The sequence below is a fragment of the Bradyrhizobium brasilense genome, from assembly GCF_029714345.1.
Taxonomy (GTDB): domain Bacteria; phylum Pseudomonadota; class Alphaproteobacteria; order Rhizobiales; family Xanthobacteraceae; genus Bradyrhizobium; species Bradyrhizobium australafricanum.
In genome coordinates this window covers 2745687-2762418 of sequence record NZ_CP121669.1, presented here as the reverse complement: position 1 = coordinate 2762418, position 16732 = coordinate 2745687, and the positions used below count along the sequence as shown (strand labels likewise).

At 65.0% G+C, this 16732-nt stretch carries 12 protein-coding genes; 8 read left to right on the top strand and 4 right to left on the bottom strand.

Features of this window, described 5'->3' with window-relative positions; genetic code table 11:
• Positions 1-4 precede the first annotated feature (4 nt).
• Positions 5-1273 carry a YeaH/YhbH family protein gene (locus tag QA635_RS12710; protein ID WP_076823957.1) on the bottom strand — a complete coding sequence of 423 codons (1269 nt, stop codon included), beginning with the start codon at positions 1271-1273 and terminating at the stop codon, positions 5-7.
• A gap of 108 nt (positions 1274-1381) precedes the next feature.
• Entirely contained in the window at positions 1382-3325 is a 1944-nt protein-coding gene (locus QA635_RS12705; RefSeq protein WP_038382967.1) for a PrkA family serine protein kinase, read from the bottom strand.
• A gap of 497 nt (positions 3326-3822) precedes the next feature.
• Here QA635_RS12705 and QA635_RS12700 point away from each other — a divergent pair, with 497 nt between their 5' ends.
• From QA635_RS12700 to QA635_RS12665, 8 genes are all read left to right on the top strand, one after another.
• Positions 3823-4440, top strand: a complete 618-nt coding sequence (locus QA635_RS12700) for a hypothetical protein (RefSeq protein ID WP_283069418.1) — start codon at positions 3823-3825, stop codon at positions 4438-4440.
• A gap of 54 nt (positions 4441-4494) precedes the next feature.
• Positions 4495-4941, top strand: coding sequence for a DsrE family protein (locus QA635_RS12695; protein ID WP_283069417.1), 447 nt, complete (start codon positions 4495-4497; stop codon positions 4939-4941).
• Between the two features lie 217 nt (positions 4942-5158).
• Entirely contained in the window at positions 5159-8005 is a 2847-nt protein-coding gene (locus QA635_RS12690) for a bifunctional transaldolase/phosoglucose isomerase (RefSeq protein ID WP_283069415.1), read from the top strand.
• 12 nt (positions 8006-8017) lie between these two features.
• Positions 8018-9001, top strand: coding sequence for a phosphogluconate dehydrogenase (NAD(+)-dependent, decarboxylating) (gene gnd / locus QA635_RS12685; RefSeq protein ID WP_283069413.1), 984 nt, complete (start codon positions 8018-8020; stop codon positions 8999-9001).
• Positions 9002-9030: 29 nt separating this feature from the next.
• Complete coding sequence (zwf, locus tag QA635_RS12680) at positions 9031-10524, top strand: glucose-6-phosphate dehydrogenase (protein ID WP_283069412.1); 1494 nt, start codon at positions 9031-9033, stop codon at positions 10522-10524.
• A gap of 1 nt (position 10525) precedes the next feature.
• On the top strand, positions 10526-11278 hold the full coding sequence (pgl, locus tag QA635_RS12675; RefSeq protein ID WP_283069410.1) for a 6-phosphogluconolactonase: 753 nt from the start codon (positions 10526-10528) through the stop codon (positions 11276-11278).
• 28 nt (positions 11279-11306) lie between these two features.
• Complete coding sequence (locus tag QA635_RS12670; protein ID WP_425249185.1) at positions 11307-11795, top strand: gluconokinase; 489 nt, start codon at positions 11307-11309, stop codon at positions 11793-11795.
• Positions 11792-12595: an HAD family hydrolase gene (locus QA635_RS12665; protein WP_092085690.1), complete on the top strand. Its 804-nt coding sequence runs from the start codon at positions 11792-11794 to the stop codon at positions 12593-12595. Before QA635_RS12670 ends, QA635_RS12665 begins: the two co-directional genes overlap by 4 nt.
• A 233-nt stretch (positions 12596-12828) precedes the next feature.
• Here the strand turns inward: QA635_RS12665 and QA635_RS12660 are convergent, their stop codons facing one another.
• Both QA635_RS12660 and malQ read right to left on the bottom strand, forming a co-directional pair.
• The gene (locus QA635_RS12660; RefSeq protein WP_283069406.1) at positions 12829-14637 is read right to left on the bottom strand and encodes a glycoside hydrolase family 15 protein; all 1809 of its coding nucleotides are present in this window, start codon (positions 14635-14637) and stop codon (positions 12829-12831) included.
• A gap of 15 nt (positions 14638-14652) precedes the next feature.
• Positions 14653-16602 carry a 4-alpha-glucanotransferase gene (malQ, locus tag QA635_RS12655; RefSeq protein WP_283069404.1) on the bottom strand — a complete coding sequence of 650 codons (1950 nt, stop codon included), beginning with the start codon at positions 16600-16602 and terminating at the stop codon, positions 14653-14655.
• Between the last annotated feature and the right edge of the window lie 130 nt (positions 16603-16732).

The following is a 16732-nucleotide window of genomic DNA, read 5'->3' as shown; positions in this document are numbered from 1 at the left end:
CACGCTACACCCTTTCCTGCTTGCTGCGGCGCTTGAACAGGTCCTGGAACACCGGGAAGATCTCGCCGCGCTCGCTCACCTTGCGCATCGACAGCGGCGCGCCCTCGTTGCGCAGACGCTCATAGAGCGTCCAGAGCGAGGAGTCCGGCATGTCGAAGGTGTAGTTGGCGGCTTCGCCGACCTCGAGATAGGCGAAGAACTGGCAGACCGGCAGGATCTTGTCGGTCAGGAGGTGACCGGTCAGCGCGCTGTCGGAGGTCATGTTGTCGCCGTCCGAGGCCTGGGCGGCGTAGATGTTCCAGTCGGCCGGACGGAAGCGGGTGCGGACGATATCGTTCATCGCGACCAGCGCGCTCGACACCAGCGTGCCGCCGGAAGCCGGGCCATGGAAGAAGGTGTCTTCGTCGACCTCCTCGGCCCGGTCGGTATGACGGATGAACACGATCTCGACGTGCTTGTAGCGCCGCTTCAGGAACACGTAGAGCAGCATATAGAACCGCTTCGCCAGATCCTTCATGTGCTCGGACATCGAGCCTGAGACGTCCATCAGGCAGAACATCACGGCCTGCGCCACCGGCTTCGGCACCGTCTCGAAGCGGCGGTAGCGGATGTCGATCGGATCGATGAACGGGATCCGCTTGGCCTTGGCCTTCAGCGCTTCGAGCAGCGCCAGCAGCTCGCGGCGCCGCGCATCGTCATCGCATTCCGCAAGCTCCGCCTCGAGCGCCTCGATGTCGTCCTTGCGCGGCCGGCGCAGTGCCACGCGCCGCGCCAGCGCCCGGCTCACCGTGCGGCTGATTGAGATGTTGGCGGGCGAGCCGGAGGTCGCATAGCCGGCGCGCTGAATACCTTCGCTTTCGGTTTCCGCGAGCTTGCGCTTGGCAAGATCGGGCAGTTCGAGATCGTCGAGGAAGAGATCGACGAATTCGTCGCGGCTGAGCACGAAGCGGAAGGCGTCCTCGCTGTCGCCCTCGCCTGCGCCGGAGCCCTTGGCGCCGCTTTGGTTCGGGCGCTGCAGCCAGTCGCCCTCGACGAACTTCTTGTTGCCGGGCAGCACCATGTCACGCGTGCCGCCCTCGCGCCGGAACCGCGGCTCGTCCATGCCATCCAGCGGGATTGTCACTTCGCCGCCTTCCAGGACATCCTTGATGTCCCGGTCCTGCGACGACTTCTTGACGGCCCCCTGCACCAGCGCCTTGGCGCGCCGCAGAAAGCGCTGGCGGTTCTCCAGGCTCTTGCTACCCGGATTCAACCGCCGATCGACGATATGCATGACCACGTTGCATCTGCCTCACCGGATGCGATCATGACAGTCGCATCGCATTTTATTGGACAGGACGAGACGAAACGGAAAGCCGCTGCCGGCTTTCCGGATCGCGCACTAGCCGGCCTGCTTCACCCGCATGTACCACTCGACGAGCCGGCGGACCTGGCGCTCGGTATAGCCGCGCTCCACCATCCGCTCGACGAACTCGCCGTGCTTCTTCTCGGTCTCGCCGTCCTTCTTGGAGCCGAACGAGATGACCGGAAGCAGATCCTCGACCTGTGAGAATATCCGCTTCTCGATCACGTCGCGAACCTTTTCGTAGGAGGTCCAGCTCGGGTTCTTGCCGCCGTTATGGGCCCGCGAGCGCAGCGAGAACTTGACGACCTCGTTGCGGAAGTCCTTCGGGTTGGCGATGCCGGCCGGCTTCTCGATCTTGGTCAGCTCCTGGTTCAGGAGCTCGCGGTTCATCAGCTGGCCGGTGTCGGGATCCTTGAAGTCCTGATCCTCGATCCAGGCGTCGGCGTAGTCGACATAGCGGTCGAACAGGTTCTGACCGTAGTCGGCGTAGGATTCCAGATAGGCCTTCTGGATCTCGTTGCCGATGAACTCGGCATAACGCGGCGCGAGGTCGGCCTTGATGAATTCGAGATAGCGCTTCTCGGTCTCGTCAGGCAGCTGCTCGCGGCGGATCGCCTGCTCCAGCACATACATCAGGTGCACCGCATCGGCGCCGACTTCGGTGGTGTCATGGTTGAAGGTCGAGGCGAGCACCTTGAAGGCAAAGCGGGTGGAGACGCCGTCCATGCCCTCGTCGACGCCGGCCGCGTCCTTGTACTCCTGAACGCTGCGCGCCTTGGGATCGGATTCCTTGAGGCTCTCGCCGTCATAGACCCGCATCTTGCCAAACAGCGTCGAGTTCTCGTGCTTGCGCAGCCGCGACATCACCGAGAAGCGCGCCATCGTCTCCAGCGTCGCCGGAGCGCAAGGTGCTGCGGCAAGCTCGGAGCCCTGGATCAGCTTCTCGTAGATCTTCTGCTCCTCGGTGACCCGCAGGACGTACGGGACCTTGATGACGCAGATGCGGTCGATGAAGGCCTCGTTGTTCTTGTTGGTCTTGAAGCTCTGCCACTCCGCCTCGTTGGAGTGCGCGAGGATGATGCCGGTGAACGGAATCGCACCGATGTTCTCGGTGCCGATGTAGTTACCCTCCTGCGTCGCGGTCAGCAGCGGGTGCAGCATCTTGATCGGCGCCTTGAACATTTCGACGAACTCGAGCACGCCCTGGTTGGCGCGGTTGAGGCCGCCGGAATAGCTGTAGGCGTCGGGATCGTTCTGGGCGTAGGTCTCGAGCTTGCGGATGTCGACCTTGCCGACCAGCGAGGAGATATCCTGGTTGTTCTCGTCACCGGGCTCGGTCTTGGCGACCGCGATCTGGCGCAGCCTTGAAGGCTGGATGCGCGCGACGCGGAATTGCGAGATGTCGCCACCGAAGGCTTCGAGCCGCTTGTAGGCCCAGGGCGACATCAGCCCGCTCAGCCGGCGGCGCGGAATGCCGTACTTCTCCTCGATCATCGGGCCAAGCGTCTCGGGATCAAACAGCCCGAGCGGGCTCTCGAACACCGGCGACAGCTCGTCGCCCGCCTTCAGCACGTAGATCGGATGAATCTCCATCAGCGCCTTGATGCGCTCGGCGAGCGATGACTTGCCGCCGCCGACCGGCCCGAGCAGATAGAGGATCTGCTTGCGCTCTTCGAGGCCCTGCGCGGCGTGACGGAAGAAGCCGACGAGGCGCTCGATCGTATCCTCCATGCCGTAGAAGCCGGCGAAGGCCGGATACGACCTGATCGTACGGTTCAAAAAGATACGGCCAAGGCGTGGGTCCTTGGCCGTGTCGATCATCTGGGGCTCACCGATTGCCGCCAATAACCGCTCGGCCGCATTTGCATATCGCATCGGATCACTTCGACACGACTCCAAATACTCGGCCATCGACATGTCGGTCTGGCTTCGCGCTTCAAACGACCTTGCGAAGGCGTTGAACAAAGAATCGTTGTACATGATCCCTCTCTCCACGATATGTATCGCCGCACGACTGACACGAGTCGTAACAAGAGCGTCCTAGGATCGAATCAGCGTCGGCACGCTGGGTCTATTGGACACTCGACCGACTCAGTTCGGCAATGCACGGCGCGTGCAGCCTCTGCCTTATCAACAGGCAGGAAGCTTAATGGTTCATCAATATCCCCTTGTTTTTGGTGGCTGTAACCCCCTCGCCACATCCGTGGTTTACCGGGGCCCAGGCCTCCGAAGCGGACATCCGAGCGGGCAACTTCCCGTCCGGCGATGGACGTTGGGCTTCCCTGAAAAAGTGTGACCGTTCAGCCGTGGCGTCAAGATGCACGCGTCATAGACTCTCATGAACAAACGTTCAGCCGCCGTTGAACGTGCCTCCTTGTCGCCGCGACTAAGGCAACGAGCCCGCGCAGTTCCGCGCGGCACCATTGCCGCGCTTTAAAGATGACACCTTGGAGGCGCTGGCTATTCCCGAGCCGGTCATGAAGCAGGCGCTCCTTGTTGTCGCACTCGCAGCCGCCGCCTATGCCGGCGCGCCGTTAGCCGTTCAGGCGCAGGAAGGCGTCGACAAGGCCGCGGCGGCCGCCTTCGACAACAGGATGTTCGCGGGCCCGCCCGGCGCGAAAGCCTATGCCTGCTTCGTGCGGCGCTACGATGCAAATCATCTGGCGCAGCATCCGAAGCAGAAGGTCAGCGCGATGAAGCTGCTGGTGTCAGCGGAAGACGCTCCGGAGGACAAGGCCACCAACTATTCATTCCGGCTCGGCGTCGCGTATCGCCACCGCCCTGGCAATTTCGACTCCAGCGGCTACTGCAATCATGCCATCGCGGCCGAATCCGGCCACGAAATACGCTTCGAATGCGGCGTGGATTGCGAGGGCGGCGGTATCACCGTGGCGTTGTCCAAGGACAATAAATCCGCGATTGCGCGCCTTGGCCGCATCATGGTGTGGAATCGCAACAAGCCCGACGACGATGCGGGCGAAGCGCTGTTCGCCGGCGCCGACGACAAGATCTTTCGCGTCGATCGCGCGGACTTGGGCGAATGCGCCGAACTTGTGACCGACCGCAAGGAACTCGCCGCGCTCCGCCACAAATGATAGGTTTGCCCAAAGGGACAACACTGGATCAACAATAATTGCGCGAGAGACGCCATGCGCCGACGCAGCATCCTCTGGGGCACGCTTTCAGCGATCGGCGCCGTCTTGGCAGCGTCCCAGGCCGGCGCCGCCACCGAAGCACCGCCGCAAAAGCTGAAGGTGGTCTATCACCTCGATGACCTCGACAAGGTCAATTTCGTGATCGGCAACATCCAGAACCATCTCGACGGCGTCGGCGGCCCCGGCAATGTGACGATTGCGCTGGTGGTGCACGGCCGGGCGCTGAAGGCGTTTCATTCAGCAGCCGCCAATCCCGAGCTGTCAAAACATGTCGCGCGGTTCACCAAGGATGGGATCGAGTTCGCCGCCTGCGGCAACACCATGAAATCGCAGAACATCGGCCTCGCCGACTTGCTCCCCGGCTTCGTCGCCGCCGAGCGCGGCGGGGTGGTCCGCCTCGCCGAGCTGCAATCCCAGGGTTACCTCTACCTGCGCCCCTGACGCGCGGTCCTGCGCCGCAACGCGTCATAAAAATGTGCTGAGATGGGGGTCTGCTCGCACCTGCGTCCGAGGGGATCGAACGGTTGTGAATGGCGTTATCCCTTGGAAATGCTGATATTCCGCCCGGGGCTCCCGCCATGTTGACAATCCCCCTCCGCCCCCGAAAGCTGCCCGGGAACCCAAAAATCGACCCTCGATCGAACGAGAACAGGCACCCATGAACCCCGTCAAAGCACTCGAAAATCACCGCCAGGCCGTCTGGCTGGACTTCCTCGCCCGCGGCTTCGTCGCCGACGGCGACCTGAAGCGGCTGATCGAGACCGACGGCGTCAAAGGCGTGACGTCCAACCCCTCGATCTTCGAGAAGGCGATCGGCAGCTCGGATGAATATGACGGGGCGATCGGCAAGGCCCTCAAGAACGGCGACCGCTCGGTCGCCGACCTGTTCGAGCACCTCGCGGTCGAGGACATCCAGCACGCCGCCGACGTGCTGCGCCCGGTCTACGACCAGAGCCACGGCGGCGACGGCTTCGTCAGCCTCGAGGTGTCGCCCTATCTCGCGATGGACACCAAGGGCACGATCGCGGAAGCCGAACGGCTCTGGAAGGACGTCCACCGCAAGAATTTGATGGTCAAGGTACCGGCGACGCCCGAGGGCCTGCCGGCGATCGAGTACCTGATCGGCGAAGGCATCAGCATCAACATCACGCTGCTGTTCTCGCAGAAGGTCTATCGCCAAGTCGCCGAGGCCTATCTCAAGGGCCTGGAGAAATACGTCGGCAAGGGCGGCGATCCCTCCCATGTCGCGAGCGTCGCGAGCTTCTTCGTCAGCCGCATCGACACCGCCGTCGACAAGCAGCTCGACGAGAAGATCGCCAAGGCCAACGATCCGCACGAAAAGGAGCGGCTTGCGGCCTTGAAGGGCAAGGTGGCGATCGCCAATGCAAAGCTCGCCTATCAGGACTACAAGCACCTGTTCGCAGGCAACCGCTGGGACAAGCTGACGGCCAAGGGCGCCAAGCCGCAGCGGCTGTTGTGGGCTTCGACCGGTACCAAGAACAAGGACTATAGCGACGTGCTCTATGTCGAGGAGCTGATCGGCCCCGACACCGTCAACACCGTGCCGCCGGCAACGCTCGACGCCTTCCGCGACCACGGCAAGGTCCGCGACAGCCTCGAGGAAAATGTCGAGGACGCCCGCCACGTGCTGGAGGAGTTGGAGAAGTCCGGCATCTCGCTCGATGCGATCACCGAGGAGCTGGTCAGGGACGGCGTCAAGCTGTTCGCCGACGCGGCCGACAAGCTCTACGGCGCGGTCGCCCACAAGCGCGCCACCTCGCTCGGCGGCGGCATCGACCGCCAGAAGCTCGCGCTCGGCGCCACCATCGAGAAGGCGGTCGAGAAGAGCACCGAGGAATGGCGCGCCTCCGCCCGGATCCGAAGGCTCTGGCACAAGGACAAATCGGTCTGGACCGGCGACGACGAGGACAAATGGCTGGGCTGGCTCACCAGCGCGGCCACCGCGAACGTCGCCGACTATGAGGACTTCGCCCAGCGCGTGAAGGGGCAGAACTTCACCGATGCCGTCGTGCTCGGCATGGGCGGGTCGAGCCTCGGGCCGGAGGTCCTGGCCCAGACCTTCCCGCACCGGTCCGGTTTCCCGCGGCTGCACGTGCTCGATTCCACCGATCCGGCCCAGGTGCGCGCGATGGAGGAGTACGTCGACATCGCAAGGACGCTGTTCATCGTCTCCTCCAAATCCGGCGGCACCACCGAGCCGAACGTGATGAAGGACTATTTCTTCGATCAGGTGGCGAAGGCGATCGGCAAGGACAAGGCCGGCCACCGCTTCATCGCGGTGACCGATCCGGGCTCATCGCTGCAGAAGGTCGCGATCAAGCAGGGCTTTGCCCGCATCTTCTACGGCGACCCTGCGATTGGCGGCCGCTATTCGGTGCTGTCGCCGTTCGGTCTGGTGCCGGCGGCCGCTGCCGGCATCGACGTCCGCAGCCTGCTCGGCCATACGCTCGCGATGGTGCGCTCCTGCGGTGCCGACGTGCCGCCGCAGGAGAACCCGGGCGTGCAGCTCGGGCTCGCGATGGGCATCGCGGGGCTCGAAGGCCGCGACAAGGTGACGATCTTCGCCTCGCCGGACGTTGCCGATTTCGGCGCCTGGGCCGAGCAGCTGATCGCGGAATCGACCGGCAAGGACGGCAAGGGCCTGATCCCGATCGAGGGCGAGACGATCGGCGACGCCGCGGTCTACGGCAACGACCGGTTCTTCATCGATCTGCGCACCGATGGCGAGAACGATGCAGCGCATGAGGCCAAGCTCGCGGCGCTCGAGGCCGCCGGCCATCCCGTGGTTCGGATCGTGATGAAGTCGATCGACCATATCGGTCAGGAGTTCTTCCGCTTCGAGATCGCGACCGCGGTCGCCGGGTCGATCCTCGGCATCAACCCGTTCAACCAGCCCGACGTCGAAGCCGCCAAGATCAAGACCCGCGAACTGACGGCAGCGTTCGAGAAGACCGGGTCGCTGCCGGCCGAACAGCCGGTGGTGTCGGCGGACGGGGTCGATCTCTACACCGACGCGCAGAACGCCGAGGAGCTGCGCAAGGCCGGAGCGAACGGCGATCTCGACTCCTGGATCAAGGCACACCTCGCGCGCTCCGGCCGCGGCGACTATGTCGCCCTGCTCGCCTATATCGAGCGCGACGGCGACACCATCGACGCCATGCAGGCGATGCGGCTGAAGGTACGCGACGCAAGACACCTTGCGACCTGTGCCGAGTTCGGTCCGCGCTTCCTGCATTCGACCGGACAGGCCTACAAGGGCGGGCCCGACAGCGGCGTGTTCCTGCAGGTCACGACCGACGATACAGCGGACCTGCCGGTGCCCGGCCAGAAGGCGAGCTTCGGCGTGATCAAGGCGGCGCAGGCGCGCGGCGATTTCGACGTGCTCACCGAGCGCGGCCGGCGGGCGCTGCGGGTGCATCTCAAGGGCGATCTCAGCTCCGGGCTCGCGGCGCTCGATGCCGCGATCTCGGCTGCACTGAACTGACGGAGGCGAGGGATGCAACTCGGCATGATCGGCCTCGGGCGGATGGGCGGCAACATCGTCCGCCGCCTGATGACCCAGGGCCACACCACCGTGGTCTACGACAAGGATCCGAAGGCCGTCGCGGCGCTCGTCGCCGACAATGCGACCGGCTCCTCATCGCTGGAGGATTTCGTCCTCAAGCTGGAGGCGCCGCGCACCGCCTGGGTGATGCTGCCGGCCGGCAAGATCACCGAAGTCACCATCGAGGCGCTGTCGAAGCTGATGCAGCCAGGCGACGTCATCATCGATGGCGGCAACACCTTCTGGCAGGACGACGTCCGCCGCGGCAAGGCGCTCAGGGAGCGCGGGCTGCATTACGTCGATGTCGGCACCAGCGGCGGCATCTGGGGCATCGAGCGCGGCTATTGCATGATGATCGGCGGCGACAAGAAAGTGGTCGACCGGCTCGACCCGATCTTCAAGACGCTGGCGCCCGGCATCGGCGACATTTCCCGCACCTCCGGCCGCGAGGGCCGCGATCCGCGCATCGAACAGGGCTACATCCACGCCGGCCCGATCGGCGCCGGGCATTTCGTCAAGATGATCCATAACGGCATCGAATACGGCCTGATGCAGGCCTATGCCGAAGGCTTCGACATCCTGAAGAACGCCAATATCGAGGCGCTGCCGGCCGAGCATCGCTTCGACCTCGACATCGCCGACATCGCGGAAGTCTGGCGGCGCGGCAGCGTGATCCCGTCCTGGCTGCTCGACCTCACGGCGTCGGCGCTGGCGCAGAACCACACGCTCGACGAATATTCCGGCTTTGTCGAGGACTCCGGCGAAGGCCGCTGGACCGTCAATGCCGCGGTCGACGAGGCCGTGCCGGCCGAGGTGCTGACGGCCGCGCTCTACACGCGCTTCCGCTCGCGCAAGGATCACACCTTCGCGGAGAAGATCCTCTCGGCGATGCGCGCAGGTTTCGGCGGCCACAAGGAGCCGCCGAAGAAGGCATAGAAAGCTTGAAGAGAACCGCGGAAGGTCACGTGCAGAAGAAACCCGACCCTTGCTCCTTCATCATCTTCGGCGCCACCGGTGATCTGACGCACCGGCTGGTCATCCCGGCGCTCTACAATCTCGCCGCCGGCAATCTGCTGCCGGACAAATTCTGCGTCGTCGGCATCGCCCGCAAGGGCATGTCGAGCGACCAGATGAAGGACAGCCTGATGCAAGGGCTGCGCAAATTCGCGACCCGGCCGCTCGATGAGGCGGTGGTCACGCGGCTGTTCGAATGCGTCACCTCGATCGAGGCCGATCCGAGCGATCCGCCCTCCTTCGATGCCATGAACGAACGGCTCGACAAGCTCGAGACGGCGCGCGGCACCGGAGGCAACCGGCTGTTCTATCTCGCGACCCCGCCGCGAGCGTTCCTGCCGATCAGCCAGCAGCTCGGGCGCACCGGCATGCTGGAAGAGAACGGCGCCTGGCGACGGCTGATCATCGAAAAGCCCTTCGGCACCGATCTGGCGTCGGCCAGGGCGTTGAATGCCGCGCTGCTGAAGCTGATGGACGAGCACCAGATCTACCGGATCGATCACTATCTCGGCAAGGAAACCGTCCAGAACATCCTGGTGCTGCGCTTCGCCAACGGCATGTTCGAGCCGATCTGGAATCGCAACCACATCGACCACATCCAGATCACCGTCGACGAGAAGCTCGGCGTCGGTCATCGCGGCAGCTTCTACGACGCCACCGGCGCGCTGCGCGACATGGTGCCGAACCATCTGTTCCAGCTGCTGTCGCTGGTGACGATGGAGCCGCCGGCGCGGTTCGACGCCCACGCGGTGCGCTCCGAAAAGGCCGAGGTGCTGAGCGCGATCCAGACCCAGAGCGAACAGGAGGCGCTGCACAATTCGGTGCGCGGCCAGTATCGCGCCGGCCGGATCGGCGACACCGAGATCGAGGACTTTCTCAAGACGCCCGACGTCAGGCCCGACAGCTCGACCGAGACCTATGCCGCGCTGAAGCTGACCATCGACAATTGGCGCTGGGCCGGCGTGCCGTTCTACCTGCGCACCGGCAAGGCGCTGACCACCAAGCGCACCGAGATCGCGATCAAGTTCAAGCAGGCGCCGTTCGCGATGTTCCGCGACACGTCGGTCGATCGCCTGTCGCAGAACTACCTCGTCATCTCCACCGAGCCGACCGAGGGCATCGAGCTGCAGTTCAACACCAAGGTACCCGGCCCGACCATCAACATCGACGGCGTCGAGATGAAGTTCCGCTACAAGGACTACTTCAAGGCCGAGCCGTCGACCGGCTACGAGACACTGATCTATGACTGCATGATCGGCGACAATCTGCTGTTCCAGCGCGCCGACAGTGTCGAGGCCGGATGGCAGGCGGTGCAGCCCTTCATCGACGCCTGGAAGAGCGCCGGCGGCCGTGGCCTGCAACCCTATAAGGCCGGCAGCGAAGGCCCGGAGGCCGCCAATGCGCTGCTGACGCGTGACGGCCGCAGCTGGCGGAAGCTGGGTTGACATGACCGCGGCCGGCGAGCGCAGGATCATCACGGTCGCCGATCCGGCGGCACTGGCGCAGGCGGCCGCCGAGCGGGTGTGCGCCATAATCGAGCAGAACAGCGGCCGGATCGCGGTGTGCCTCACCGGCGGTTCCAGCCCGAAGGCGCTCTATCAGCTGCTGGCGACGCCGGACTATCGCGCGAGGATTCCGTGGGACCGCGTCGACTGGTTCATCGGCGACGAGCGACTGGTGCCGCGCAAGGACAAGCTGCACAACATGAGCATGGCGCGTCAGGCCTTCCTCGACCGCTGTGCGCCGGCCGCGAATGTCCATCCGATCGCGACCGACACCGCCGACCTCAGGGATCCCGACGTCAGCGCGGCGCTGTACGAGAACGAGCTGATGGCATTCTACGGCGCCGAACAGCTCGATCCGAAGCGGCCGCTGTTCGACGTGGTGCTGATGGGCATCGGCCCCGACGGCCATACCGCCTCGCTGTTTCCGGGTTATCCCGCGGTCGAGGAAACCCGACGCTGGGTGGTCGGCGTGCCGAAGGCCAATGTCGAGCCGTTCGTGCCGCGCGTGTCGCTGACCCTGCCCGCCCTCGCCTCCTGCCGCGAGATGCTGTTCGAGGTGGCGGGCGAGAACAAGCGCGCAATCTTGACGCGCCTCTTCGCAGGCGAGAACCTGCCGGCAAACCGCGCGCGATCGCTGGGCGAGACCGTCTGGCTGATCGATCAGGCCGCGCTGCCGGAGGACTTTCGTGGGTGACAGGCAAAACCCCTGTGCACTGGTCGTGATGGGCGTGTCGGGTTCGGGCAAAAGCACCATCGCCGACCGCCTGGCGATCAGGATCGGCTGGCGCTTCGAGGACGGCGACAGCTTTCACCCGCCAAGCAATGTCGCCAAAATGCATTCGGGTCAGCCGCTCACCGACGAGGATCGCTGGCCCTGGCTGCGCGCGATCGCCGACGAGATCGACCGCACCTGCGGCGTCCGCGAACGCGCCGTCATCGCCTGCTCCGCGCTGAAGCGCGCCTATCGCGACATCCTGGTGCATGGCCGCGACGATATCCGCATCGTCTTCCTCGACGGCTCGCAGGACCTGATCGCCACGCGGCTCGGCGCGCGCAAGGGCCATTTCATGCCGCCGGGGCTGCTCGCCAGCCAGTTCAAGACGCTGGAGCCGCCCACCCCGGAGGAACGCCCGATCACGGTTGCGATCGACCGTCCGGTCGAAACCATCGTCGAAGACATCGTCAATCAACTGAAGCTGGACCGCACATGACCCGCATCGCCCTTGTCGTATCCGATGTCGACGGCACGCTGCTCACCAAGGACAAGACCTTGACCGACGGCGCCAGGGCGGCAGTGCGCAGGCTGCACGAGGCCGGCATCGGCTTCACCATCGTCTCCAGCCGGCCGACGATCGGGATGGGCTTTCTGGTTGCGCCGCTTGCGATCACACAGCCGATCGGCGCCTTCAACGGCTCTTCGATCGTCGATCCGCAGCTCAAGCCCCTCGAACAGCATTTGATCCCGGCCGCGGTCGCAAAACGCTGCATCGACATGCTGCGCGAGCGCGACGTCGACATCTGGCTATTCACCAACGACCGCTGGCTGACGCGGAATCCCGACGGCGAGTACACCGCCCACGAGCAGCACACGATCAAGCATGATCCGACCATCGTCGGCGATTTCACGCCCTATCTCGATCAGGCCTGCAAGATCGTCGGCGCGAGCTCGGATGCGGCCCTGCTGCAACGCTGCGAGGCGGAGATGCAGCAGATGGTCGGCCGCGATGCCACCGCGGTCCGCTCGCAGACCTACTATCTCGACGTCACCCCGCCGGGCCACGACAAGGGCACCTTCGTCGAGGGCATCGCAAAGCGCCTTGGCGTGCCGCTGGAGAACGTCGCCACGATCGGCGACATGCAGAACGATCTGCCGATGTTCGCGCGAAGCGGCGTCTCCTTCGCGATGGGCAATGCCAGCGATGACGTGAAGGCGCGCGCCACCCATGTCACCGAATCCAACGAGCAGGACGGTTTCGCACGCGCGATGGACACGGTGTTGCAGCTTCGCTGAAGCGTGCGAACGATCGCCCCACCCGTGATCGAGCGCAGGGCGCAGCGTGATCGCCGCTTGCACGATTTCGGAATATTGGAAATATACTCCTGATTTGCCCGACATGTCAAGTTGCCCGGTCGAATGCCGGCAGCTGCCGACTCCTTTGCATGGGGTTGTTTTCGATATTTTGGCAGCGCGGACCTGCGGCGGTCCCGCAAGCGGAAGACGGAGGGCGGCATCGCCGCGGTGGTTTAGGTCGAACGCTGCACCGCAGGCTTCTCGGCGTCGGCCCTGGCGGCGCTGAGATTGTGCGCGGTGTTGATCAACGCGATATGGGTCAGCGCCTGCGGGAAATTGCCGGTCTGCCGGCCGGCGCCGGAGTCAAACTCCTCCGCCAGCAATCCGAGATCGTTGGCGACCGCCACCACGCGGTCGAACATGGTCTGCGCCTTGTCGACATCTCCCGCCAGCACATGGGCGTCGGCAAGCCACAGGCTGCAGGCCAGGAACGCGCCCTCGATCGGCTGGACCTCATCGGACACCTCGCGCGGATCGTGCCGCAGCACGAACCCGTCGCGCATCATGTGCCGCTCGACCGCGTCGATCGTGCCGCGGATGCGCGGATCGCCTGACGGCAGGAAGCCGACCGACGGCAGCAGCAGCAGGCTGGCGTCGAGCAACTTTGAGCCATAGCTCTCGACGAAACTGTTGAGGCCGGGATCGAAGCCGCGTTGGCAGACGTCGCGATGAATGGCCTCGCGCAGCACCCGCCATTTGACCAGCGGCCCCTTGAAGCCGAACCGCTCCGCGCTCTTGATGGCGCGGTCGAAGGCGACCCAGCACATCACCTTGGAGAACACGTAGTGTCTGGGAGTGCCGCGGCGTTCCCAGATGCCGTGATCCGGCTGATCCCAGACATCGGCGAGATGGGTGACGACGGTGCATTCGAGCGACCAATTCTCTTCGTCGAGCTTCAGCTTGGCCATGCGGGACTGATGGAAGGCGTCGATCAGCTCGCCATAGACGTCGAGCTGAAGTTGCGCGTGCGCGGCATTGCCGGCGCGTACCGGCTGCGCCCCTTCATAGCCGGACAGCCACCCTGCCTCCCATTCCAGGAGGCGTCGCTGGCCCAGGATGCCGTACATGATCTGCATGTTGGCCGGCGCGCCGGCTGCGGCCCGCAGCAGCCAGTTGTGCCAGGCTGCCGCTTCCTCGGTGTAGCCCGAGTTCATCAGGGCCAGCAGCGTAAAGGTGGCGTCGCGCAGCCAGCAGAACCGGTAGTCCCAATTGCGCGCGCCGCCGAGCTTTTCCGGCAACGACGTGGTGGGTGCCGCGACGATGCCGCCGGTCGGCCTGAAGGTCAGCGCCTTCAGCGTGATCAGCGAGCGCATCACGAGGGCGCGTTGATAGCTGCCGTCATAGGTCGAACGGCTGCACCATTCCCGCCAGTATTCCTCGGTGTCCTTCAGCGCAGCCTCAGGGTCGATCGCCTCCGGCACCGGGTGATAGGACGGTCCATAGGTCAGGACGAACGGCACGGTGTCGCCTTCGCCGACCTCGAAATCGGCGATCGTGGTCAGATCCTTGCCGCGGGTTTCGACCGGTGTGCGCAGCACGGTCATATCCTGCCCGCTGATCGCCAGAAGCCCGTCGCCATCCGGATTCTTCCGCACCCATGGGACATCGACCCCGAAGCCGAAGCGGATCACCAGTTCCATGTGCATCTTGACGCGGCCGCTGACGCCGCGAACGAGGCGGACCACATCGGAGGCGTTGCCGCGCGGCGGCATGAAGTCGATCAGCGCGACCGCGCCGCCTTTCACCTCGAACCGGGTCTCCAGGATCAACGTATCGTCCCAGTAGCGCCGCGAGGTCTGCTTGATCTCGCCTGTGGGCGCCAGCAGCCAGCGACCGTTCCTCGACGTGCCAAGCAGCGCCGCGAAGCAGGGGTCGGAATCGAACGCGGGCCAACACAGCCAGTCGATCGAGCCGTCGCGGCCGACCAGCGCGGCGGTCTCGCAATCTCCGATCAGTCCATAGTCTTCGATACGAGAGGCCACGCGCTGCGCTCCGCGTTACCCGGTGTGCGAGCGCTCGCGGGTCGCGCGCTTGAGCGCGTCGACGTCGATCGCCGACGCGAGATGCTCGATCGAGACCGGGAGCCGCCGCTTCCAGTTCGGATGCTCGTAGACGGTGCCGGGAATGTTCGGTTGCTCGACAATGCCGAGCAGGTCCTCCATCGACACCGCCATCATCCGCGACCGCGTCCGTGCCAGGAAGCTTGCCACCGAATAGAAATCGTTCGCGTGGATGTCGTGCCGGCGCAGCACGTCGTCGAGCTGGCCGAGCGCGTGCCAGCGGCCCTCGTCGGTCTCGCCGGGATCGATCCCGAGCGCACGCTTGGTCTTGAGGTCGCTGAACGAGCGCCAGCCCGCATAGGTCGAGAGGTCGTGGGTGTTGAAGGTCACCAACGCATCCGGCAAATAGTAGTCGGCATTGCGGAAGACGCCCTGGTCGTCGGTCTCGAACATCATCACGAGATAGGACCAGATGCCCCAGCCGTTCATCTGCTCGCGGAACCCCGGAGGTACGGTGCCGAGGTCCTCGCCGATCACGACGCAGCGGCTCGCCACGCTCTCCTGCGCGGTCGCCGCCAGCAGCGCCTCGAACGGCATCAGCACATAGGCGCCATTGGCCGGGCCGAAGCCGCGCGGCACCAGATAGAGCCGCTTCAGCCCGAACGCGTGGTCGAGCCTGATTGCGCCGGCGTGGTGCATCGAGGCGCGCAGCATCTGCCTGAACGGCTCGAACGAGCGCTGTTCAAGACCCGCGGCATTGAAGCCGGCAAGCCCCCAGTCCTGGCCCGCCGTGTTGAGCGGGTCAGGCGGCGCGCCGACGCCGAGATGGCGCGAGATCGCGATCTGCTCATTCCAGGCGTCGAACCCGTCCGACTGCACGCCGACGGCGACGTCGAGATAAAGCCCGACCCGCATGCCGCGCTTGTGCGCCAGCGCCTGGCAGGCGCCGAGTTGACGGTCCGCGGTCCATTGCACGAATTCGACGAACTCGACCTCGGCGGCAGAGTCGCGCGAGCGGCGCAATTTGGCACAAGCTGCATCGCTCGGCTGCCGCCATTCGTCCGGCCATTCCCACCACGGCGTGTTGAATTTGTGCCGCATCACCTCGAAGCAGGCGAAGCGCGACAGCAGCGTGCCCTGCTCGTTGCGATAGGCCTCGAAATCCTGCCAGCGGCCGAGGCCCGGGTTGGCCTTGAAGGCCGCGAACGCCGCGCGCAGCGCCGGCCATTTCTGCGCCGCGACGCCGACATAGTCGACCATGTCGTGGCTGCGGAGCGGTGCCAGCGCGGCCTTGGTCTCGGCATCGACGCGGAATTCGGGAATCTGCTCGACGTCGATGTAAAGCCCATTGAGGAACAGCCGGCTGTTCGGCGAGTACGGGCTGCAATCGCCGGGCCGATCGTCGAACAGCGCATGCAGCGGATTGAGCCCGACGCCGTCGGCGCCGAGCCGGTGGGCGAATTCGAGCAGGTGCTGCAGGTCGGTGAAGTCACCGATGCCCCAGTTGCGCGTGGACCGCACGCCGTAGAGCTGCACCGCGATCACCCAGCAGCGGTCGAACTCGCCGCCGAAGGCGCCGTGCGGCGCCACCAGCAGCGGCAGTTCCTCGCTGCCAGATGCGTCCGATAGCTGCAACCGGTGCACGCCTTCGGGCAGACCCGACGGCCACGTCACACTTCGCTCACGCGCCTCGCCCTGCGCGAGCACCCCGGTGCCATTCGCAAGCTTCCATTGCACCGGAAGCCGGGCAGCTTCCGAGAGCTGCGTTTGCGCAGCCTGGCCGCCTCTGACCACCACCGGATCGGCGATGATCCGACGGGGCGCCTGCGGCGGCAGCGCGTCGAGGATCGCCGTGAGCGCCTCGGGGGTTGTCACACGGCGGTGACCGCTGCCATCGATATACTCGGTCTGGATTCCCAGGGTCTGGGCTTTGGCGTAAAGGTCCATTCGGCACGCTGCCTGCTCGCAACGGTTGGTGGATCGTTGCTAAATTGTACAGATACGGGAAAGGGATAGTTGATGTTCAACGCTCTACCCTATCCGGCGTTCCCACCGGGAACCATTGCCCGGCGAGCGG